Source organism: Stenotrophomonas sp. NPDC077461 (assembly GCF_049545475.1).
In the GTDB taxonomy this organism is placed as follows: domain Bacteria; phylum Pseudomonadota; class Gammaproteobacteria; order Xanthomonadales; family Xanthomonadaceae; genus Stenotrophomonas; species Stenotrophomonas nematodicola.
Map to the genome: position 1 here is coordinate 115,028 of NZ_JBMWDO010000010.1, position 19,016 is coordinate 134,043.

The 19,016-nt window shown below is 69.8% G+C and carries 15 protein-coding genes; 4 read left to right on the plus strand and 11 right to left on the minus strand.

From position 1 onward, the window contains the following. Positions 1-232: 232 nt before the first annotated feature. The gene (locus tag ACPEH8_RS16545; RefSeq protein ID WP_423667528.1) at positions 233-2,410 is read left to right on the plus strand and encodes a hypothetical protein; all 2,178 of its coding nucleotides are present in this window, start codon (positions 233-235) and stop codon (positions 2,408-2,410) included. A 71-nt stretch (positions 2,411-2,481) separates the two neighbouring features. Here the strand turns inward: ACPEH8_RS16545 and ACPEH8_RS16550 are convergent, their stop codons facing one another. From ACPEH8_RS16550 to ACPEH8_RS16560, 3 genes are read right to left on the minus strand one after another with little or no spacing between them, the layout of a single operon-like run. Then, the gene (locus tag ACPEH8_RS16550; protein WP_026070944.1) at positions 2,482-2,718 is read right to left on the minus strand and encodes a hypothetical protein; all 237 of its coding nucleotides are present in this window, start codon (positions 2,716-2,718) and stop codon (positions 2,482-2,484) included. Continuing rightward, positions 2,715-3,419, minus strand: coding sequence for a glutamine amidotransferase (locus ACPEH8_RS16555; RefSeq protein WP_287255339.1), 705 nt, complete (start codon positions 3,417-3,419; stop codon positions 2,715-2,717). The genes ACPEH8_RS16550 and ACPEH8_RS16555 overlap by 4 nt, the downstream gene beginning before the upstream one ends. Beyond that, positions 3,416-4,201: a YggS family pyridoxal phosphate-dependent enzyme gene (locus ACPEH8_RS16560; RefSeq protein WP_136006947.1), complete on the minus strand. Its 786-nt coding sequence runs from the start codon at positions 4,199-4,201 to the stop codon at positions 3,416-3,418. Before ACPEH8_RS16560 ends, ACPEH8_RS16555 begins: the two co-directional genes overlap by 4 nt. A gap of 58 nt (positions 4,202-4,259) precedes the next feature. On the opposite strand from ACPEH8_RS16560, the gene ptsJ reads away from it, so the two are divergent. Continuing rightward, positions 4,260-5,582, plus strand: coding sequence for a transcriptional regulator PtsJ (gene ptsJ, locus ACPEH8_RS16565; RefSeq protein ID WP_153165261.1), 1,323 nt, complete (start codon positions 4,260-4,262; stop codon positions 5,580-5,582). Here the strand turns inward: ptsJ and ACPEH8_RS16570 are convergent. From ACPEH8_RS16570 to ACPEH8_RS16605, 8 genes are all read right to left on the minus strand, one after another. Continuing rightward, entirely contained in the window at positions 5,549-6,055 is a 507-nt protein-coding gene (locus tag ACPEH8_RS16570; RefSeq protein WP_136006943.1) for a hypothetical protein, read from the minus strand. The two genes, ptsJ and ACPEH8_RS16570, sit on opposite strands and share 34 nt — an antisense overlap. A gap of 141 nt (positions 6,056-6,196) precedes the next feature. Beyond that, entirely contained in the window at positions 6,197-9,298 is a 3,102-nt protein-coding gene (locus ACPEH8_RS16575) for an error-prone DNA polymerase (RefSeq protein ID WP_423667531.1), read from the minus strand. Then, positions 9,295-10,713 (minus strand): Y-family DNA polymerase, encoded by a 1,419-nt coding sequence (locus ACPEH8_RS16580; RefSeq protein WP_136006939.1) that lies wholly within the window; start codon positions 10,711-10,713, stop codon positions 9,295-9,297. Before ACPEH8_RS16580 ends, ACPEH8_RS16575 begins: the two co-directional genes overlap by 4 nt. 9 nt (positions 10,714-10,722) lie before the next feature. Beyond that, on the minus strand, positions 10,723-11,331 hold the full coding sequence (gene imuA / locus ACPEH8_RS16585) for a translesion DNA synthesis-associated protein ImuA (RefSeq protein ID WP_153165258.1): 609 nt from the start codon (positions 11,329-11,331) through the stop codon (positions 10,723-10,725). Positions 11,332-11,457: 126 nt separating this feature from the next. Beyond that, a complete protein-coding gene (locus ACPEH8_RS16590; protein ID WP_017356861.1) occupies positions 11,458-12,486 on the minus strand; it encodes a cyclase family protein in 1,029 nt (342 codons plus the stop codon). A 31-nt stretch (positions 12,487-12,517) separates the two neighbouring features. Next, positions 12,518-13,171 (minus strand): DsbA family oxidoreductase, encoded by a 654-nt coding sequence (locus ACPEH8_RS16595; protein ID WP_136006934.1) that lies wholly within the window; start codon positions 13,169-13,171, stop codon positions 12,518-12,520. Between the two features lie 92 nt (positions 13,172-13,263). Continuing rightward, the gene (locus tag ACPEH8_RS16600) at positions 13,264-14,169 is read right to left on the minus strand and encodes a LysR family transcriptional regulator (protein WP_136006931.1); all 906 of its coding nucleotides are present in this window, start codon (positions 14,167-14,169) and stop codon (positions 13,264-13,266) included. 43 nt (positions 14,170-14,212) lie between these two features. Next, on the minus strand, positions 14,213-15,382 hold the full coding sequence (locus tag ACPEH8_RS16605; protein WP_153165256.1) for an MFS transporter: 1,170 nt from the start codon (positions 15,380-15,382) through the stop codon (positions 14,213-14,215). A 77-nt stretch (positions 15,383-15,459) separates the two neighbouring features. Here ACPEH8_RS16605 and ACPEH8_RS16610 point away from each other — a divergent pair, with 77 nt between their 5' ends. Together ACPEH8_RS16610 and ACPEH8_RS16615 are read left to right on the plus strand one after the other, a co-directional pair. Continuing rightward, the gene (locus tag ACPEH8_RS16610) at positions 15,460-15,897 is read left to right on the plus strand and encodes a winged helix-turn-helix transcriptional regulator (RefSeq protein ID WP_313243129.1); all 438 of its coding nucleotides are present in this window, start codon (positions 15,460-15,462) and stop codon (positions 15,895-15,897) included. A gap of 259 nt (positions 15,898-16,156) precedes the next feature. After that, the gene (locus tag ACPEH8_RS16615; RefSeq protein ID WP_153165254.1) at positions 16,157-18,985 is read left to right on the plus strand and encodes a beta-glucosidase; all 2,829 of its coding nucleotides are present in this window, start codon (positions 16,157-16,159) and stop codon (positions 18,983-18,985) included. The last annotated feature ends 31 nt before the right edge of the window (positions 18,986-19,016 follow it).

Genomic DNA, 19,016 nt, shown 5'->3' on the forward strand with positions numbered 1-19,016 from the left:
TCCGGCGACGCATTCAATGAAGGCGCGCAGTCTGGCGCTCACGTGCCCGCTCGGGGGAGGCGGCATGCATCGGCATCGGGTCGATCCGTCACTCGGGAAACAGGCGCACCAGGTCGCCCGTGGCCCCATGCCGGGCAGCCATGATGTTGGGCAGCCACAGCGCACCTTCACGTGCCGCCGCAGGCCCGGTGCCGATAGTAGGGGCTGTTCCTGCTGCCGGTTGCCGTTGCCCATGCCATTGATTCCCGAGCGCGTACGCCGCTGGCCCCGTCCGTGGCGCGTGGCGCTGTTGTCGCTGCTGGTGGCGTATGCCCTGTATCTGGTGGCCGGCAATGTCTTCCTCAACACGCCCTTGTTCGACGCGGTCACCAACCGCAAGCCGGAGAAGTTCGCCATGCAGACCGGCGCGGCGCTGACCCTGGTGCCGGGACACGCCATCGTCTGGAACGTGCGCATGCGCGGCCAGGCCAACCGCACCGTGTACATCTTCCGCGCCGACCGGGCCAGCGCCTGGATCGCGCTGCCGGCGCTGTTCCGCCGCGAAGTGCGCATCCCGCGGATCGACGCCAGCGGCGTGGAATCGGAGGTGGAACGTGTTGACGCGGCGATTCCGCCGCCGCCACGCAGTGATCGCGGCTGGACCCTGCGCTTCGACGCGATCCACAGCGACAGCATCCGCAGCGGGCGCTTCGGCAAGCTGCTGGTCACCGGCCAGGGCAGTGGCACGGTCGGTTTCCTCAAGCAGCTGCGCGGCGGTCCGTCGGAACTGTTCGATTCCACCGCGGCATTCGACCGGGCCGCAGTGACCTTCGATGGCGTCAAGGTGCTGGACGACGCGCACCTGGAGGCGCGGTTCCGTTACCCGCGTCATTACCGCGACGAGGCACCGGGGCTGCGCAAGTTCGACATTACCTGGGCGCAGCTCAGGATCGATGCGCGCAGCCAGGGGCTGCGCCTGGATACGGCCGGTGCGCACATCAAGGTCGGCAGCATGCCCTCCAATGCCCGGCTCAACGCCGACGTGACGATGGATCGTGGCGTGCTGCAGCCGGGCAGCCGGGTGGTCTGGCGGGTGCCGGTGCATGCCGGCGTGCATGCCACCGATCGCGGTCTGCTGTCGCTGCAGCTGGATGTGGCGCAGGACATGCGCGTGCAGGCGCGGCTGCCGCGTGACCCGGAGACCGGCAGTGAACTGCACGCCGATCTGCGCGTGACCGGGCGGCGCATTCCGTTCCAGGCGCCGGCGGACCTGCTGCCGCGGCTGTCCGGGCAGGTCAGTGGCGCCTGGCAGTTCCAGTCCCTGAACTGGATCGCCGACCTGTTCGTGCGCAAGCCGTGGTTCCATCTGGACGGGGGAGGGCTGCTGGAAGGCGACCTGAAGATTGCCGAAGGTCAGCTCGCGCCGGGCAGTACGCTGGATATTCCGCAGGTGGCCGCGGTGGCCGAAGTGGCCGGGGTCCGTCTGCAGGGCGACGCCAACGCGCACGGCCGCATCGTCGCAGGTGCACCCGCGCAGGCGCAGTTGGACGTTGAGATTCCCCGGTTCCGCGCGGCACCGGCGGCCACGCCGAAGGCGCTGCTGTTCGACGGTCGCGACATGGCGTTGACGCTGCGTGGCGATGCGCGGCTGCAGCAGTTGCGTGACGGCATGCGTGCGCACCTGCGCTTCAACGATGCGCGGGTGCCGGACTTGACCGCCTACAACCGCTACCTGGAGGGCGACAATGTGCGTCTGCTCGGTGGCACCGGCCTGCTCAGCGGCGATGTCGAACTGGATTCGGCCGGCCGGGTGGGTACCGGTCGCGCCGACCTGCGCGGTCGAGGTGCGCAGTTGCAGGTGGCCGGCCTGGCGATGCGTGGCGACGCGCAGTTGAAGGCACGGGTACGTCGGGCCGACTTCGACGCCCGGCAGTTCGACCTGGCCGGCACCACGGTGGATCTGCGCAACATCCGCGTCGGTGATGCCAGCGCACCGGCCAACTGGTGGGGCACCGTGGCATTGCGCCAGGGCCACATCGATGCGGCCGCACCGTTCGAGGTCACCGCACAGGCCGATCTGCGGCTGCGTGATGCGGGGCCGCTGCTGGGGGTGTTCGCCGAATGCAGTGCGTATCCGCGCTGGGTACTGGGCCTGCTCGATTCCGGCGAGGTCCAGGCCAGTGGCCAACTGCGCTGGCGCAGCGGCGAGTTGTGGGTGGATGACCTGCAGGCCGAGAACGAACGGCTGTCGCTGCGCGCGCGGCTGGACCTGGCCCGCGCGCAGCGGCGCGGCAACCTGTACCTGCGGTGGGGCGTGCTCGGGGCAGGAATCGAGTTGGATGGCCAGCAGCGCAAGTGGCACCTGGCCGGCGCCCGTGAATGGTACGAGCAGCAGCCGCGCGTGTTGCCGGCGACCGCACCGGCGCCCTAGCGCGCCGGCTGCGGACGCGCTGGGTGCGCGCGACGGTGCGCGGCTGCGTGCCCCGCGACCGGCGATGGAGCTCAGGGGGCCGTCATGTCCCGGTACACCGGCGCGCTGCTCAGGACCTTCAGTCCGTCCGGACCACTGTGCAGCACCCGTTGTTCGCCCACGGCCTGCTGCCACTGCAGGTGAAAGCCATCCTGCGCGGGCAGGCGACCGGCCAGCGCCACCAGGTGGTCGCGCGCGCCCGGGCCGTCGCTGTCGAACTGGCCCCAGCGCACACCGTGGCAATGGATGATCAGCCGGTAGCCACTCATGCGCATGCCTCCAGCCACGTGGTGAACAGGTCGCGTGCGGCGGCAGCGAGCGGTGCGCCGTAGCGTGCCGCCTGATCGCGGAGCACGCGCGGATCGATGCCGGCAGCGTGCAGCTCGTGGGCATGGCCGATCAACCAGGCCTCGGTGCGGCGCGCATCCAGTTCCGGATGGCATTGCAGGCCAAGCACGTGCGTGCCGAGGGCGAACGCCTGCTGCGCACATGCCGCTGTGGCTGCCAGACGCTGTGCGCCGGGTGGCAACGTGAACGTCTCGCCATGCCAGTGCAGCACCGGAATGCCGGCCAATGCACGCAGGGGCGAGGCCATGCCGGCATCGGTGAGTGAAAGCGGGGCGAAGCCGATTTCCCGGGCGCCCATCGGCGCGACCCGCCCACCGAGCGCGCGCGCGATCAGCTGCGCACCCAGGCAGATGCCGAGGGTCGGCCGCTGCTGCCGCAGGCGGCGCTCCAGCAGTGCCAGCTGCAGGCGCAGGAACGGGTAGGTATCGGTGTCGTTGGCACTGATGGGTCCGCCCAGCACGATCAGCAGATCGGCGGTGTCAGCGGCGTCCAGCGGATCGATGCCGGCCTGCAGGGTCTGCAGCTCCCAGCCCCGTCCGGCCAGTACGGTGCCCAGCGTGCCGCAGTCTTCGAACGCGACGTGCCGGATGGCGACGGCGCGGCGCTGTGGCGCCGCCGTCATGGCGCAGGCCCTGCTGCTGCGGGGGCGGGCCAGTAAAGGCTGTCCGGAGTGCTGCGCGCGCCGAAGATGGCCTGGCCGACGCGGACCACCGTGGCACCTTCCTCGATGGCGATCTCGACATCGCCGGACATGCCCATCGACAGGGCATCCAGGCTCACCCCGGCCGGGAGCTGCGGCGACAGGCGATCGCGCAGTTCGCGCAGGCGCACGAAGCAGGGGCGCACCTGTGCGGGGTCGGGGGAGAACACGGCCAGAGTCATCAACCCGCGCACGCGCAGGTGCGGGAAGGCGGGCAACTGCTGCACGAAATCGGCGACCGCGATCGGGTCCAGCCCGTACTTGCTGGCCTCACCGGACGTATTGACCTGCACGAACACGTCCAGCGTGCGCTGTTCCAGCGCCAGACGCTGGTCCAGCGCCTGGGCAACGCGCAGGCTGTCCAGCGCCTGGAACTCGCTGGCGAAGCGTGCCACGTCGCGCGCCTTGTTGGTCTGCAGATGGCCGATCACCGACCAGCGCAGACCGGCGAGGTCGGCCATCGCAGCGGCTTTGCGCTGCGCCTCCTGCACCTTGTTCTCGCCCAGCTCATGGCAGCCGGCCTGCCACGCCAGGCGCAGGCGGGCTTCATCGACGGTTTTGCTCACCGGCAGGAGCCGGACGCCCGCCGGGTCGCGCCCGGCGCGGGCGCAGGCGCGGGCGATGCGTTGACGGACCACGTCGAGGTTGTGCGCGATCTCGTCGACGGTGGTGGCCTGCGGCCAGTCGGGTGGGGCAAGGGGCATGGGGGACTCCGGTGTGCAACACTGTCACGGGACGAACCGTATATTGGCATAGGACAAAATGAAAATCACGGGCCAGACCGCCGCTGCGGTCTTCGAGAGCATCCGCCAGCAGATCCTCAGCGGGGCATTGCCGCCAGGCAGCAGCCTGCCGCCGGTGCGTGAACTGGCCGCGCAGCTGGCGATCAACCGCAACACGGTGGCGGCCGCCTACAAGCGGCTGGATGCCGCGGGACTGGCCGTGACCCAGGGTCGCCGTGGCACCGTGGTGGCCGCACGTCCTGTAGCGTCGGCACAGGAAGGCAGTGCGGCGGGGACGACACTGTTCGACCTGTCCAGCGGCAATCCCGATCCGCAGTGGCTGCCGGATCTGCGCGCGCTGCTGCCTGCGCGTGCGCCGCGGTTGTACGGCACACCGACGCTCGACCCCACCTTGGCGCTGCTGGCACGGGCGCAGCTGGACCCGGATTGCCCGGCCGGCTATGCGCTGGAGCTCAGCCACGGCGCGGTGGACGCCATCGAGCGCGTGCTGGCCGGCTGGCTGCTGCCCGGCGACCGCGTGGCGGTGGAGAATCCGTGCTTCCTCGGCAGCCTCAATACGCTGCGGGCGGCCGGGCACGCCACGGTTGCGGTGTCGATCGATGAGGAAGGCATGCAGCCGGTGTCGCTGGCCGCCGCGCTGGAGGCGGGCGCCCGCGCGGTGCTGCTGACCCCGCGTGCGCACAATCCTACCGGCGCCTGCATCAGCGCGCGTCGCGCCCGCGCGCTGCGCCAGGTGCTGGAGCGGTATCCGCAGGTGCTGGTACTGATCGACGATCATTTCGCCGGCCTGTCGCAGCAGCCATATCACTCGGTGCTGCCGCCGGGCACACAGCGCTGGGCGCTGGTGCGCTCGCTGTCCAAGTCACTGGGGCCGGACCTGCGGCTGGCGCTGCTGGGGTGCGATGCCGATACCGCGGCCCGGCTGCGCCTGCGGTTGGCACCGGGGACCGGTTGGGTGAGCCATCTGCTGCAGGACGCGGCGGCGGCGGCGCTGGGCTCGGCCCGGGTGCTGGCCCGCGTGGCCAAGGCCGGGCGCGATTACGCCCAGCGGTGCCAGAGGGTACAGGCCGCGCTGCGCGAGCGCGGCATCGCGACACCGGCGGTGATGGATGGCCTGAATCTGTGGTTGCCGTTGGCACAGGACAGCCAGCCGCTGGTACTGGCGATGGCCCAGCGCGGCTGGCAGTTGCGCGCCGGCGAGGTATTCGCGGTGCAGCCGGGTGTGCATGGCGTGCGCATCACCACGGCCAGCCTGAGCGCGGCCGATGCGCGGCGTCTGGCGGTGGACCTGCAGCAGGCGTTGCAGGCTCAGGGCGCGCTGGGAGTGCTCGGCCGCACGTAGTGCGATTGGCCGTTGTCGCCCACGAAGATCAGTTCGGGTTTGCCCTGCCATGAGGTCAGCATCGCGCCGGTGCTGTTCTGGTGTTTGATCACCAGCGTGGCACCACGGTCGGGATTGGCGGTGACCTTGAACACTTCGGTGGTGCCGGTGGCGTCGTCCAGAGTCAGGATGGCTTCGTCGCCGACATCGGCCGTGCCGTAGCCGCCGCGCTCGGAACCGTCCGCGCCGATCAGGATCAGGCCGGACAGCGGCGAGGCGCGCGGTCCCTGCGAGACACCTTTGCTGAGCGGATCGGGCACCGGTGCGCCAAGGATCACGCGGGCCTGGCCGGAGCCATCTTCGATGATCAACCCGCGCGCGGTGATCACGCGATCGCGCGCCTGGCTCTGGTGCAGCGCCAACGCGGTCCAGCTGGACACGACCAGCGCGAGGCTGGCAACCACCAGGGTGGTGAGGGTGAGCGCGCGCGACATGGTTTCTCCGAGTCCTTGGAAAGCGCCGACGATACCGAAAGCTTCGCGCGGCGACCAGTCGGAAAATGCCGCATCGAAGCGATGCACGTCACGTTATGAACGAATGCATCGCGATACATCACAGCATGCCGCATGGAGGCGTCAGTGGAAGTCGCGACTGTGCGTGCGCACACCGTCGATGAGGCCGCCGATGTCCTGCATCTGCCGCACGATCAGGTGCTGCACGCCGTCCACGCGTTCGAGCCGGCCATCGATCTGCATCAGGCGCGCTTCCACCAGCACGCGGTGCTGGCGGTCGGCGATGCGCCGCCAGACCACGGCATTGACCATGCCGCATTCGTCTTCGAGCGTCAGGAAGGTGACCCCGCTGGCTGTCTGCGGACGCTGCCGCATGCGCACCAGCCCGGCAAAGCGCACGTTGCGGCCGTGTGGCAGCGCGGCCAGTTCATCCGAGCGCAGGCAGCGCTGCTGCTGCAGCTGCGGGCGGACGAAGGACACCATGTGGCGGCCCAGTGTGGTGCCGGTGCTGTTGTAGTCGGCCTGCATGTCGTCGAACGCGGTGGGAGCGGGCAGCGCCACCTCGGCTTCGGCGGTGGCGCGCGCCTGCGCGAACAGCGGCAGCGGTTTCTCAACGCCGGAGACCTCCCAGCGCGCGCGATGGCGATGGCCACTGAGTGCCTTGAGCGCGCCGGCATCGGCCAGCAGGCCCTGGTGGCGCCGATCGAGGCGGGCGCGCTGGCTGAGGTCGGCGACGCTCTCGAACGGCCCGCGTTGGCGTGCCTGCACCAGTGCGGTGGCGACCGCTTCGCTGAAGCCGTCGATCATGCGCAGGCCCAGGCGGATGCCGAACCCGGCACCGGCCACGGCCGGCGGCACCAGCGTGCAGTCCCATGCGCTGTGGCAGGCATCCACGGGCAGTACCGGTACGCCGTGGCGGCGCGCGTCCTGCAGGATCTGGTCGGGCGTATAGAACCCCAGCGGCTGGCTGTTGACCAGGCTGGCGGCGAACGCGGCCGGGTGGTGGCATTTGAGCCAGCAGCTGACATAGGTGATCAGCGCAAAGCTGGCGGCATGGCTTTCCGGGAAGCCGTAGCTGCCGAAGCCCTTGATCTTTTCGAACAGGCGCTCGCCGTAGTCGCGGCTGTAGCCGTTGCCGATCATGCCGGCGAGCAGCTTGTCCCGATGCGGTTCCAACCCGCCGTGGCGTTTCCAGGCCGCCATCGAGCGGCGCAGCGCATCGGCCTCGCCGGGACTGAAACCGCCTGCGGCGACGGCCAGCTGCATCACCTGCTCCTGGAACAGCGGCACGCCCAGGGTGCGTTTGAATACCTTGTGCAGCGCCGGCGGGTAGTCGATTTCTTCGACGCCGCTTTCCTTGAGCTGCTTCCGCCGGTTCAGATACGGATGCACCATGTCGCCCTGGATCGGACCGGGGCGAACGATTGCCACTTCGATCACCAGGTCGTAGAAACAGCGCGGTTGCATCCGTGGCAGCATCGCCATCTGTGCGCGCGATTCGATCTGGAACACGCCCAGGGTGTCGGCGCGGCAGATCATGTCGTAGGTGGCGACGTCGTCGGGCGGGATGGTGGCCATGCTCATCGGCGGTTCGCCATGCGCCTGCAGCAGTGCCAGGCATTTGCGCACGGCGGTGAGCATGCCCAGTGCCAGACAGTCCACTTTCATCAGCCCGGTGGCATCCAGATCGTCCTTGTCCCACTGGATCACGGTGCGCCCGGGCATGGCCGCGTTCTCCACCGGCACGAGCGTGGACAGCGGATGTTCGGAGATCACAAAGCCGCCGGGATGCTGGGACAGATGGCGGGGGAAATCGACCAGTTCGGCGGTCAGCGCCACCACCCGCCGCATCAGCGGCGTGTCCGGGTCGAAACCGCGTTCGCGCAGCGCGTCGGGCAGCGGTTCGTGGCTGCTCCAGCGGTCCAGGCAGGCGGCCAGCTCGTTGACCTGGTCCGGTGGCAGGCCGAGCGCGCGGGCCACATCGCGCACGGCGCTGCGCCCGCGGTAGCTGATTGCCACGGCGGTCAGCGCGGCGCGCTCGCGGCCGTAGCGGTTGAACACGTACTGCAGCACTTCCTCGCGGCGCTCGTGTTCGAAATCGATGTCGATGTCCGGCGGTTCGTCGCGTTCGGCGGAAATGAAGCGTTCGAACAGCAGCTCCATGTGGCTGGGATCGATCTCGGTGATGCCCAGCACGTAGCACACCGAGGAATTGGCGGCCGACCCCCGGCCCTGGCACAGGATCTCCTGGCTGCGCGCGAAGCGCACGATGTCGTGCACGGTGAGGAAGTAGGACGCGTACTGCTTGGTTGCGATCAGGTCCAGTTCGTGTTCGATCTGTGCCCGCTGGGCCGGTGTGGTGCGCTCGCCCCAGCGCCATTGCATGCCGTCCTCGACCAGCGCGCGCAGCCAGCTCCCCGGATCGTGCCCGGCCGGCACCAGTTCGCGCGGATAGGTATAGCGCAGCTGCGACAGGTCGAAGTGGCAGCGGGCGGCGATGCGCAGGGTTTCCTCCAGCAGCGCGGTGGGGTACAGCAGGGCCAGCGCCTGGCGGCTGCGCAGGTGGCGTTCGCCATTGGGGAACAGGCGCCAGCCGGCGTCGGCCAGTGTGCAATGGTGGCGGATGGCAGTGAGGGTGTCCTGCAGGGCGCGGCGGCGGCGCACATGCATGTGCGCATCGCCGCTGGCCACCAGCGGAATCCGGTGGGTCTGGCCGAACTGCTGCAGCACGCGCAGGCGCGCTTCATCGTCGGCCTCGCGGTGCAGTTCCACTGCCAGCCACAGCCGCTGCGGGAAGCAGGCCTGCAGCCAGCCGGCATCGGCCGGATCGGGGCTGCGGTCGACCCACAGGCACAGCAGGTTGGCGGACAGCCCCTGGATGTCGTCGCGCAGGCAGCGATAGGTGCCCTTGGTCGCGCGCCGGCGGCAGGTGGTGATCAGTTGGCACAGCGCGGCATAGCTGGCCAGGTCGGTGCACAGCAGCACCAGGCGCGGGCCATCCTCCAATTGAAACTCGGCGCCGGTGATCAACGCCACACCGTGGCGGCGCGCGGCCTGCCAGGCGCGCACGATGCCGGCCAGCGAGCATTCGTCGGTGATTGCCAGGGCCCGGTAGCCCTGGTCCCGGGCGCGCGCGAACAGTTCCTCGGCGGTGGAGGCACCACGCTGGAAACTGAAGGCCGACAGGCAATGCAGCTCGGCATAGTCGGGCAGAGGCAGGTTCATGCGAACCAGCCGTGCAGCATGAATGGGCCGGCGCTGGCGTCGGGCGCGGTGTAGGCCCAGCCGCGTTGGCCCTGCGCGGTTTCCACCACGTAATAGTCGCGGCGCACATCGCCCGCGTCCCACCAGCCCGACTCGATCCGCTCCGGCCCGGAGAGCACGCGCAGATGGGGATCATGCAGCGGCTGCGGTTGCGGCAGCAGCCAGCCGGGGCGCAGGGGCAACGCCACCGGCGGCGATGCCTTGCCGGTGGCGTCGGCATCGCCGCTGGCGCGTTCCGGGCGGTGGTCGGCGCGTAGCCCCAAGCCCTGCACGGCGTCGTCGCCCAGCCGTGCACGCAGGCGTTCGCGCACCTGCTCCCACGGCATGGCCTGCTGCGGGCGCGGGTCGAACAGGTCACGGGCGGCCGGTACGAACGGTGGCAGGCGCTCGGCCTGCAGGCGCAGGCCGCGGCTGCCGGCGGGCAGTGCCAGGTGATCCACCCGGTTGCGCGCCAGCTCGAACAGCATCGCCGGGTCGCGCTCCGGTGCCAGCAGACCGATCGACAGGCGGGTGTCGGGCTGGCCGTCGTGCTCGAACCACAGGTCGAACTGCTGCACGCCGCCATCGCGCGAGCACAGGAAGGCGGCCAGGTCGGCGGTCAGGCGACGCAGCGGGAACAGCAGGGCCTGGGTGGAGTCGATCTCGTACTCAAACTCGATCCGCGCATCGAACCGGTCGGGGGGCTGGAAGTAGCGCAGCAGCGGAGACTGCAGGCCGCGCAGGGCATCCAGATGGGCCAGCACCTGCGGTGCGAAACGCCGCGCCAGGCTGTCACGCGGCACCGCGAAGGCGGCCCCGAGCGTACGCAGGCCCGAGCGGGTCAATACCGTGACGGCATCGGCGGGCAGGCCGCTGCGTTCGATCGGCACCGGGTCCAGGGCGGCCAGCAGGTGGCTGTCGTCCACGCCCAGGCGCGGGTGCAGGTGGGTGAGCACGCAGGCGGCGTAGGGATTGGGCGCGGCCACCAGACGATGGCGGAAACCGAGTTCCTGCAGGCCTTCGTGCAGGCGCTGCTCAATCGCCGGCCAATCGCCGAACAGCGCGCGGCTGGCACCGACCTCCAGGGCCAGCGCATGCGGAAAATCCAGACTCACCTGCGAGCTGATGCCGTACAGCCAACTGGCCAGCAGTTGACGGGTGGCCTGTTCGGCGCGCGGATCGTACTCGACGCAGACCAGCTCGCCGGTCAGTACCTGCGCGGCCGACAGCAGCATGCCGCGGCGCAGCCCGAGCTGCCGCGCGCGTGGGCTGACCGCATGCAGCATGCGCCGCTGTGCCGGCCCGCTGACCAGCACCAGCGCGAGCGACGGATCGGGCTGCTGGCGCAACGCGGTATCCAGCGCCAACTGCGGCAGCAACAGGCAGGCCCACTGCATGGCGGCGGCTCAATGCGCCAGCGACAGCGGCAGCGGGTGGGCCGGTGCCCGTCCGCCACGGCACTTGAGGACCTGCACCTGGCCATCGTCGACCTGCAGGCGCAGGGCGGCCGGGGACGGATTGCGGGCCTGGCGGGCATCACGGAAGGCGAAGCCCAGGCACTGGCCGGTTTCGGCGGCCACCTGCAGCCGGCGCAGGGCACGGTCATCGCCCTGTGGCCAGCACAGCACGGCCGCACAGGCGGCCGAGCGCAGGCATTGTTCGGCTGCCCACAGCGCCTCGCGCGGAGTGGCCCGGACGATATGGACCTGGTCCAGCGCCAGCCCGGCGCCGGCCCAGGCCGGGGCATGCGGTTGCCACGGCGGGGCGACCAGCACCACCGCCTGCTGCTGGCTCAGCCGCGCGAGGGTCGGCCAGACCAGCCCCAGCTCGCCCTGGCCCGGGCTGGACAGCAGGATCTCGGACAGGGCCGAGGGGGGCCAGCCGCCGCCCGGCAGGCGGGCGTCCAGCGCCGGATGGCCGGTGGGGTGGGGGGCCTCGACCGGCGCCGTGCGCGGCTGCCCGCGCCAGACCTGGCGGCTGGCCAGCAGGTCTTCCAGGGCCCGGGCCGCGCCCATCAGCGGGCCTCCCGGGAGGGCTGGAACAGGCGCGGGCGGGCACGGAACAGGGGCATGGCGGCGAGTATCGGGAAGGACGGTGTCAAGGGCTGATACCGACAATCCTACCGCCAATGAGTCAAATTGCTAATGAATTTCGTCCGGGCGCACCGGCAGCGCGACGGGGCGCAGCGGCGCGGCGTCACCGCCCCGGATCTTCAGCGGCCCGCCGATGAAGGCGAACTCGTAGACCCGGTCGCGGGCCAGCGCATCCAGCGCGACCAGCTCGATGATCGGGGCGCCCTGCTGGGCCAGCAGATAGGTGTGCAACGGCACGTAGTCATCGGCCACTTCGGAGGGGAAGGTCTCGAAGCTGAGGTTGTCGGCGCCCACCACCATCGCCCCGCCGTCCTCCACCAGGAAGCGGGCTGCATCCAGGCTCATGCCCGGCGGGTTGGCCATATAGGCCCGGGGCTGGTCGAACAGCTGCATGCGCCCGGTGCGGATCAGCACGATGTCGCCCTGGCGCAGGTCGATCTTCTGCCGGCGCAGGGCCTGCTGGAGATCCTGGCGGGTGACCCGGTAGTTGTCCGGCAGCATCGCCACGCCCTTGGCACCGGCGACGTCGATCAGCACGCCCCGCGCCACCAGCGGAGGGAATTTCTCTACGCCGGTCACTTTCCAGCCGCGGTCCCCGAGATGCCGGCTGGCCTCGAAGCCGTTCCAGATACGGCCGTGGATGCCGAAGTGGTTGAGCGCATCGATATGCGTACCGGTGTGGCTGTACATCGAGAACGCCGTGCCGGTGTAGCTGCGCGTGCTGTTCATCGTTTCGCCCACCCCCATCGGATCGTCGATGACCGTGCCCTGCGGGGTGTGGGTCATCCAGAACTGGTAGTGCGGGTCGCCGGCGTCCTGCCAGCTGGGCATACCGACGTAGTAGTCGGTCGCCAGGTCATAGACCTTGCCGCCCGTGACGCGCGACAGGATCGCCGCACGCGAGGCGTCGGTGATCAGGTTGAGCCGGCCGATCTCATCGGTGGGCCCCCAGGGGCTGATGCCGACCTGTTGACCGGATGGCACGCGTTCGGTCGGCACCGACGGGTGGGCGCCAGCGGGCAGCGCGAGCGCGCCGAGCAGCAGGCCCAGTGCGGCGGCGAGAGGGTGAAGCGACATGGGAAAACTCCTTGCAGTGGGGCGGAAAAACTCAGGCGTGGACCAGCGCGGCCAACGCCTGGCGCAGCTGCGGCAATGGCAGGGTCTGCAGGCGCAGCGCGTCGGCGCCGATCACGGTGGGAATGGAGCGGATGCCGAGATCGCGTGCCCGGGCACGGTCGGACTGCACGCGTTCATGGGCGACGGGGCCGCGCATGTACCCGGCGAAACGGCCGCGTGCATGGCCCAGCGCTTCGGCGATGTCCAGCAGCACCTCGACATCGCCGATGTTGCGGTGCTGGTGCAGGTGCGCCCACTGGATGGCATCGAACATCGTGCCGTGTGCGGTGTTGCCGCCCAGCAGCGCGGCGGCCTGGCAGGCCAGCGCACCCTGCCAGCCGGAGGGGTAGTCGAACGAGGTCGCGCGCATGCCGTCCACGTCGATGCGCGGGATGTCCTCCTGCGCGGCGCACTCCTCCCAATGGGTCAGGATGATCCGTTTGGCATCGGCCATCGAACCGAACACCCGGATCATCTCCGTGCGCGAGTCCTGCAGGACGAAGCTGCGGTGCCGTACCTGGATGTCCAGTTCGGCCGCGACCCGGGCCAACCGTGGCGCGAGCACGAAGCACCAGCCGCAGACCACGTCGTGGAAGAACTCGACCACCGGCCGCGATGCGGTGGCGGGGGGAAGGGAAGAAGACATGGCAGAACCTGGTTCAGCGGGGGAGAACGCAGGTTAGGCAGCGCACGGCAGGCGAAACAGCCGTGGCCAGGCAGCTCAGTTTTCGCCGGGTGTCAGTAATCCAGCCCCTCGGCCTGAGGGAGTGCCTCAAGCAGGAAATCGATGAAGGCGCGCACCTTGGGTTGCAGGTGGCGCTGGGTGGGATAGATCGCGTGGACCACGCGCGGCGGATACCGGTGGTCGGGCAGCACCTGCTGGAGCTGGCCGTTGGCGAGCAAGGGCGCCGCCAGGAACGAGGGCAGTGCGCCGATGCCCATACCGGCCACCAGCAGCTCGCGCAGCAGCAGGCTGTTGTTGGCGCTGACGCGGGTTGGCAGAGGGACGCTGATGCGCCCATCGGGCCCCTGCAACGGCCAGCTGCCGGGCGAGTCGGACAGGCTGTAGGCCAGCAGTGCATGCTCGCGCAACTGTTCGACGGTGGTGGGCGCCGGGTGGTGCCGCAGGTAGGCCGGTGCCGCGCACAGCACCTGCTGCAGCGAGGCCAGCCGGCGCGCGACCAGGCGGGAGTCGTCCAGGTCCGCGCGCAGCCGCAGCGACACGTCGAAGCCTTCACCGACGGCATCGACCACCCGGTCTTCCATCACCAGGTCCAGCGCCAGTTGCGGATGCAGGGCAAGGAAACGCGGCAGCAGCGGCGACAGCGTGCTCACCGCGAACGAGAGCGGGGCATTGACCCGCAGGCGGCCGCCGACCTGGCCATGCTGTTCGGCGATGCCGCGCTCCAGTGCGTCCAGCGCATCGAGCAGGCGACAGCATTCGGCGTAGTAGGCATGGCCGGTGTCGGTCAGGCTCATGCGGCGGGTCGTGCGCTGCAGCAGCACCACGCCCAGGTGGCTTTCCAGCGTGCGCAGCTGCTTGCTCAGACCGGCCGCCGACATGCCCAGATCCTCGGCGGCGCGCGCCAGGCCACCGCGTTCGACGATCCGCCGGAAGGCGCGCATCAGGGTGAAGGAATCCACGACAGCTCTCGTTCTCATCGTTGTACAGCGTAGCGCGAAGCGCTTATGGACTGCGCCGGGCGCGCGCCCACAGCATCAGCGCCCCCCCCGATACCACGGCGCCGGCACCGCAGACCGCGCTCCAGCCGTGCGCGGCATACAACGCGCTGCCGGCCACGGCGCCGATGCCGCTGCCGGCCGCATAGAACAGCATGTAGGCTGCGATCGCCTGTGCCTGGGCCTGCGGGGCGGCCGCCAGGATCAGGCTCTGGTTGGTCACATGCAGCGCCTGCACCGCCAGATCCAGCAGCAGCACGCCAAGCACCAGCCAGCCCAGGTGCACGGGCAGCGCGGCCAGCGGTATCCAGCTGACCAGCAACAGCAGCAACGCCGCGCCCGACACGCGCCCGGCGTGGCCCTGGTCGCTCCAGTGGCCGCTGCGTGCCGCAGCCAGCGCGCCGACCAGGCCGACCAGTGCGAAGGCGCCGATGGCGGTATGGCCCAGCGCATGTGGCGGTGCGCTCAAGGGCAGCGCCACGGTGCTCCAGAACAGTCCGAATGCGATGAACATCAGCAGTCCCAGCATGCCGCGCCTGCGCAGGACCGGCTGCGTGCGCAGCAGCGCGGGCAGCGACACACGCGGCACCGCTGCGGGCACGGCCAGCCGCGGCAGGCGCAGCCACACCAGCACGCCGGTGATCACCATCAACCCGGCCGACAGCCCATACACGGCGCGCCAGCCGCCGATGTCAGCCACCGCACCGGCCACCACGCGCGCCAGCAGCAGCCCGATCACCACGCCGGCCTGCGCCGCACCCACCACGCGGCCCCGTTCGTGTGGCGAAGCGGCAGCCGCGGCGTAGGCGATCAGACCCTGGGTCATGGCCGTACCGAGCAGGCCCACCGCAAGCATGCCCAGCAGCAGCGTCGTCGCGCTGCCGGCCACCGCCACACCGAGCAGGGCCATCACCAGCGCAACGTTCTGGACGGCCAGCAGCCGATGACGGCGGAGGCGGTCGCCCAGCGGCACCAGCCACAGCAATGCGGCCACGGACCCCAGCTGGGTGGCGGCGATCACCGCGCCGATCCGGGCGGTGCCGATGCCCAGGTCGGCGGCGAGCGCGTCCAGCAGCGGCTGCGCGTAATAGACATTGGCGACGCTCAGGCCGGCAGCGCACGCGAACAGCAGGATCAGCGGCGAGGCGGTACGGGGACAGGTTGCAGAAGCGGACATCTTTTGGTCTCAAAATAGAACCAGTTGATTCTGGGTCTTATGGTTCTAAAATGAAACCATCAAATCGGAGCGCCGCCATGCACACTCCCAATCCGACCTGCCCGGTGGCCCGTGCGCTGGACGTGGTGGGCGACCGCTGGTCGCTGCTGATCGTGCGCGACGCCTTCGATGGCGTGCAGCGCTTCAGCGATTTCCAGCGCAGCCTGGGGATGTCGCGCAGCATGCTGAGCCAGCGCCTGCAGGCGCTGGCCGATGCCGGCATCCTGGTCCAGCAGCCGTCTCCCGATGGCGGTCGCTACCTCCACTACGCGCTGACCGACCAGGGCCAGGCCCTGTTTCCGCTGGTGGTGGCGCTGCGCCAGTGGGGCGAAGGGTTCTGCTTCGCCGATGGCGAAGCGCGCTCGGTCCTGCACACCCGTGAGGGCGGGGAACCGTTGGCACCGCTGCTTCCGCGCGACCTGCAGGGGCGGGTGGTCGGCAGTGCGCAGACCGTGGTGATCAAGCCTGTGGGCTGACGCGATCCGCCCCGGATGTGAATGCGGTGTTGACAGCGATGAACAGGCTCGCCCACTCTTCGCCTGGGAGCATCGGTTTCGCTGCGGCTTCCGGCAGTGCGGCTGTCACGTCGGGCGGAGGGGCCCGGGCGTAGCCGACACTGACCTGCATCACCCCGGTCCGGGCCCTTGCGGCCCGCGGCCCGCCCGTACGGCGCTGCACCCTTCTGCGGCAAGACTCCCTGGATTTATTGCGCAAGCAAAGGTGTTTCGCCCGCTCATGAAAACGATTTCAAAGCCCCTGGCCCTGACGGCCGCCATCGCACTCTCGCTGTCCGCCCCGGCCTTGGCCGCGCTGCCCAAGGCTGTCGCCACTGGCGATGCCTTCACCGTGTTGAGCCTGGAACAGGCGCCCGAGCGCATCGACGCCACGGTACTGGCCGACCAGCTGCAGGCCCTGCAGGTGGACGCCCTGACCATCGGCAATGTGGTGCGCGCGGCCGATGCCGGCCCCGCCGCCGACCCGCTTCAGGTCCTGGCTGACCGGCTGGGTTACTCGTACCGCTTCGTGACCGGTGCGGCCGACGCGGCAGAACGCCGCGGCAGCATCGTGATCTCGCGCCTGCCCGTGGAAGCCGAACTGGACAGCGCGTCCGGCGACCTGAACTACCTGCGCCTGAACGATGGTGCCCATGTGGTCGCGCTCTACACCCGCAGCGTGGGTGCGGCGAGCGGTGCAGCCCCGGTCAAAAATCTGGTGGAGGCCACGCGCCTGGGCGCGCCGGCTGTGCTGCTGGGCGCGGTCGATGCCGAAGGCGCCACTGCCGCCGGCTTCGACTCGGCCGCCACCGGTTCGTACTTCAGCCAGGGCTTCGAATCGGCCACCAGCACGTCGGTGAAGCTGCGTACCGATACCGGCAAGCAGGGCGTTGCCGGCACGCTGCTGACCCTCGGCTACGCCGCCCCGGTGGGCGGGGAACAGCCGTGGATGGACACCGGCCTGAGCGCCGACGCTCGCGCGGCGCTGCTCGTCGCGCAGATGACCGTCGATGAGAAATTCCAGATGCTGCACAGCTACTTCGGGCTGGGCAAGGATGGTGGCCCGCTGCCGGAAGGCGCGGTCGGCTCGGCCGGCTTCGTGCCCGGCGTTCCGCGTCTGGGCATTCCGGCGCAGCAGTCGGCCGATGCCGGCGTCGGCGTGACCAACCCGGGCGGCCTGCGCAAGGGCGACCATGCCACGGCCATGCCGTCCGGTCCGTCCACCGCCTCGAGCTGGAACCCGCAGATCGCCTTTGCCGGCGGCGCCACGATGGGCCGCGAAGCCTGGCAGCAGCGCTTCAACATCCTGCTGGCCGGCAGCGTCAACCTGCAGCGCGATCCGCGCAACGGCCGCAACTTCGAGTACGCCGGTGAAGATCCGCTGCTGGCCGGCCGCCTGGTCGGCGAGTCGATCCGTGGCGTGCAGAGCCAGCATGTCATCTCCACAATGAAGCACTTCGCGCTCAACGACATGGAAACCTCGCGCAATTTCCACAGCGCCGAGATCGGCGAGCAGGCGATGCGCGAGTCGGACCTGCTGGCCTTCGAGATCGCACTGGAAACGGGCAAGCCCGGTTCGGTGATGTGCTCCTACAACCGCATCAACGGCATCTATGGCTGCGAGCACGACTACCTGATGAACCAGGTGCTCAAGCAGGAGTGGAAGTTCCCCGGTTTCGTGATGTCCGACTGGGGCGGCGTGCACAGCGGTTCCAAGGCGGCCCTGGCCGGTCTGGACCAGCAGTCGGCCGGCGAGGTGTTCGACAAGGCGGTGTATTTCGATGAACCGCTGCGCCTGGCCGTGGCCGGTGGCGTTGTGCCGCAGGCACGCCTGGACGACATGGTCGCCCGCATCCTGCGCACCATGTTCGCGCACGGCAACTTCGACCTGCCGCCGCAGCACCAGCCGATCGACGACGAGGCCGGCTTCCTGGCCGCGCAGCGCACCGTGGAAGAGGGCAGCGTGCTGCTGCGCAACGCCGGCGACCTGCTGCCGCTGGGCAAGGACGTGCAGCGCATCGTGATCATTGGTGGCCATGCCGACAAGGGTGTGATCGGTGGCGGCGGTTCGTCGATGGTGGGCTGGACCGCACGCGGCACCAACGCCGTGCCAGGCGTGCTGCCGACCACTTGGCCGGGTCCGGTGATCTTCCACCCGTCCTCACCGCTGGAGGCCCTGCGTGCAGAGCGTCCGGATGCGCAGATCAGCTATGTCGATGGGCGTGACGTGGCCGCTGCCGCGCGCGCTGCCGCCGCTGCCGACGTCGCCATCGTCTTTGCCACGCAGTGGTCGGCCGAGTCGGTCGATCTGCCGCACATGCAGTTGCCTGACAACCAGGACGCGCTGATTGCCGGCGTGGCCAAGGCCAACCCGAAGACCGTGGTGGTGCTGGAAACCAATGGTCCGGTCGAGCTGCCGTGGCTGCAGCAGGTGCCGTCCGTTCTGCAGGCCTGGTACCCGGGCATCCGTGGCGGTGAAGGCATCGCCGCGCTGCTGACCGGCAAGGTCAATCCGTCCGGCCGCCTGCCGGTGACCTGGCCGGTGGATGCCAGCCAGTTGCCGCGTCCGCACGTGAACGGACTGGGCTTCACGCCCAAGCAGAAGCCCGACGACACCATCGACTACGACATCGAAGGCGCCAACGTGGGCTACAAGTGGTTCGCCGCCAAGGGTCTGGTGCCGCAGTTCGCGTTCGGCCACGGCCTGTCCTACACGCAGTTCGGCTACGACAACCTGGCAGTGACCGTGGAAGGCCAGCGGCTGGTGGCCACCGTGGACGTGCGCAACACCGGCAAGGTGGCCGGCGCGGACGTGGCGCAGCTGTATCTCACCCTGCCCGAAGGCAGCGTCACCCCGATCCGCCTGATCGGCTTCCAGAAGGTGATGCTGCAGCCGGGCGAGCGCCGCCGCATCCGCATCGAGGCCGAGCCGAAGACCCTGGCCAGCTTCGATACCGCCGACAAGCAGTGGAAGATCGCCGCCGGCCGTTACCAGGTGCAGGTGGCGCGTTCGGCCACCGATCCGGTGCAGCACGTGGATGTCGTGCTGGACGCAACCGTCGTACGTTGAGGACCACCGGCAGGCACGACGCTGCGTCGTG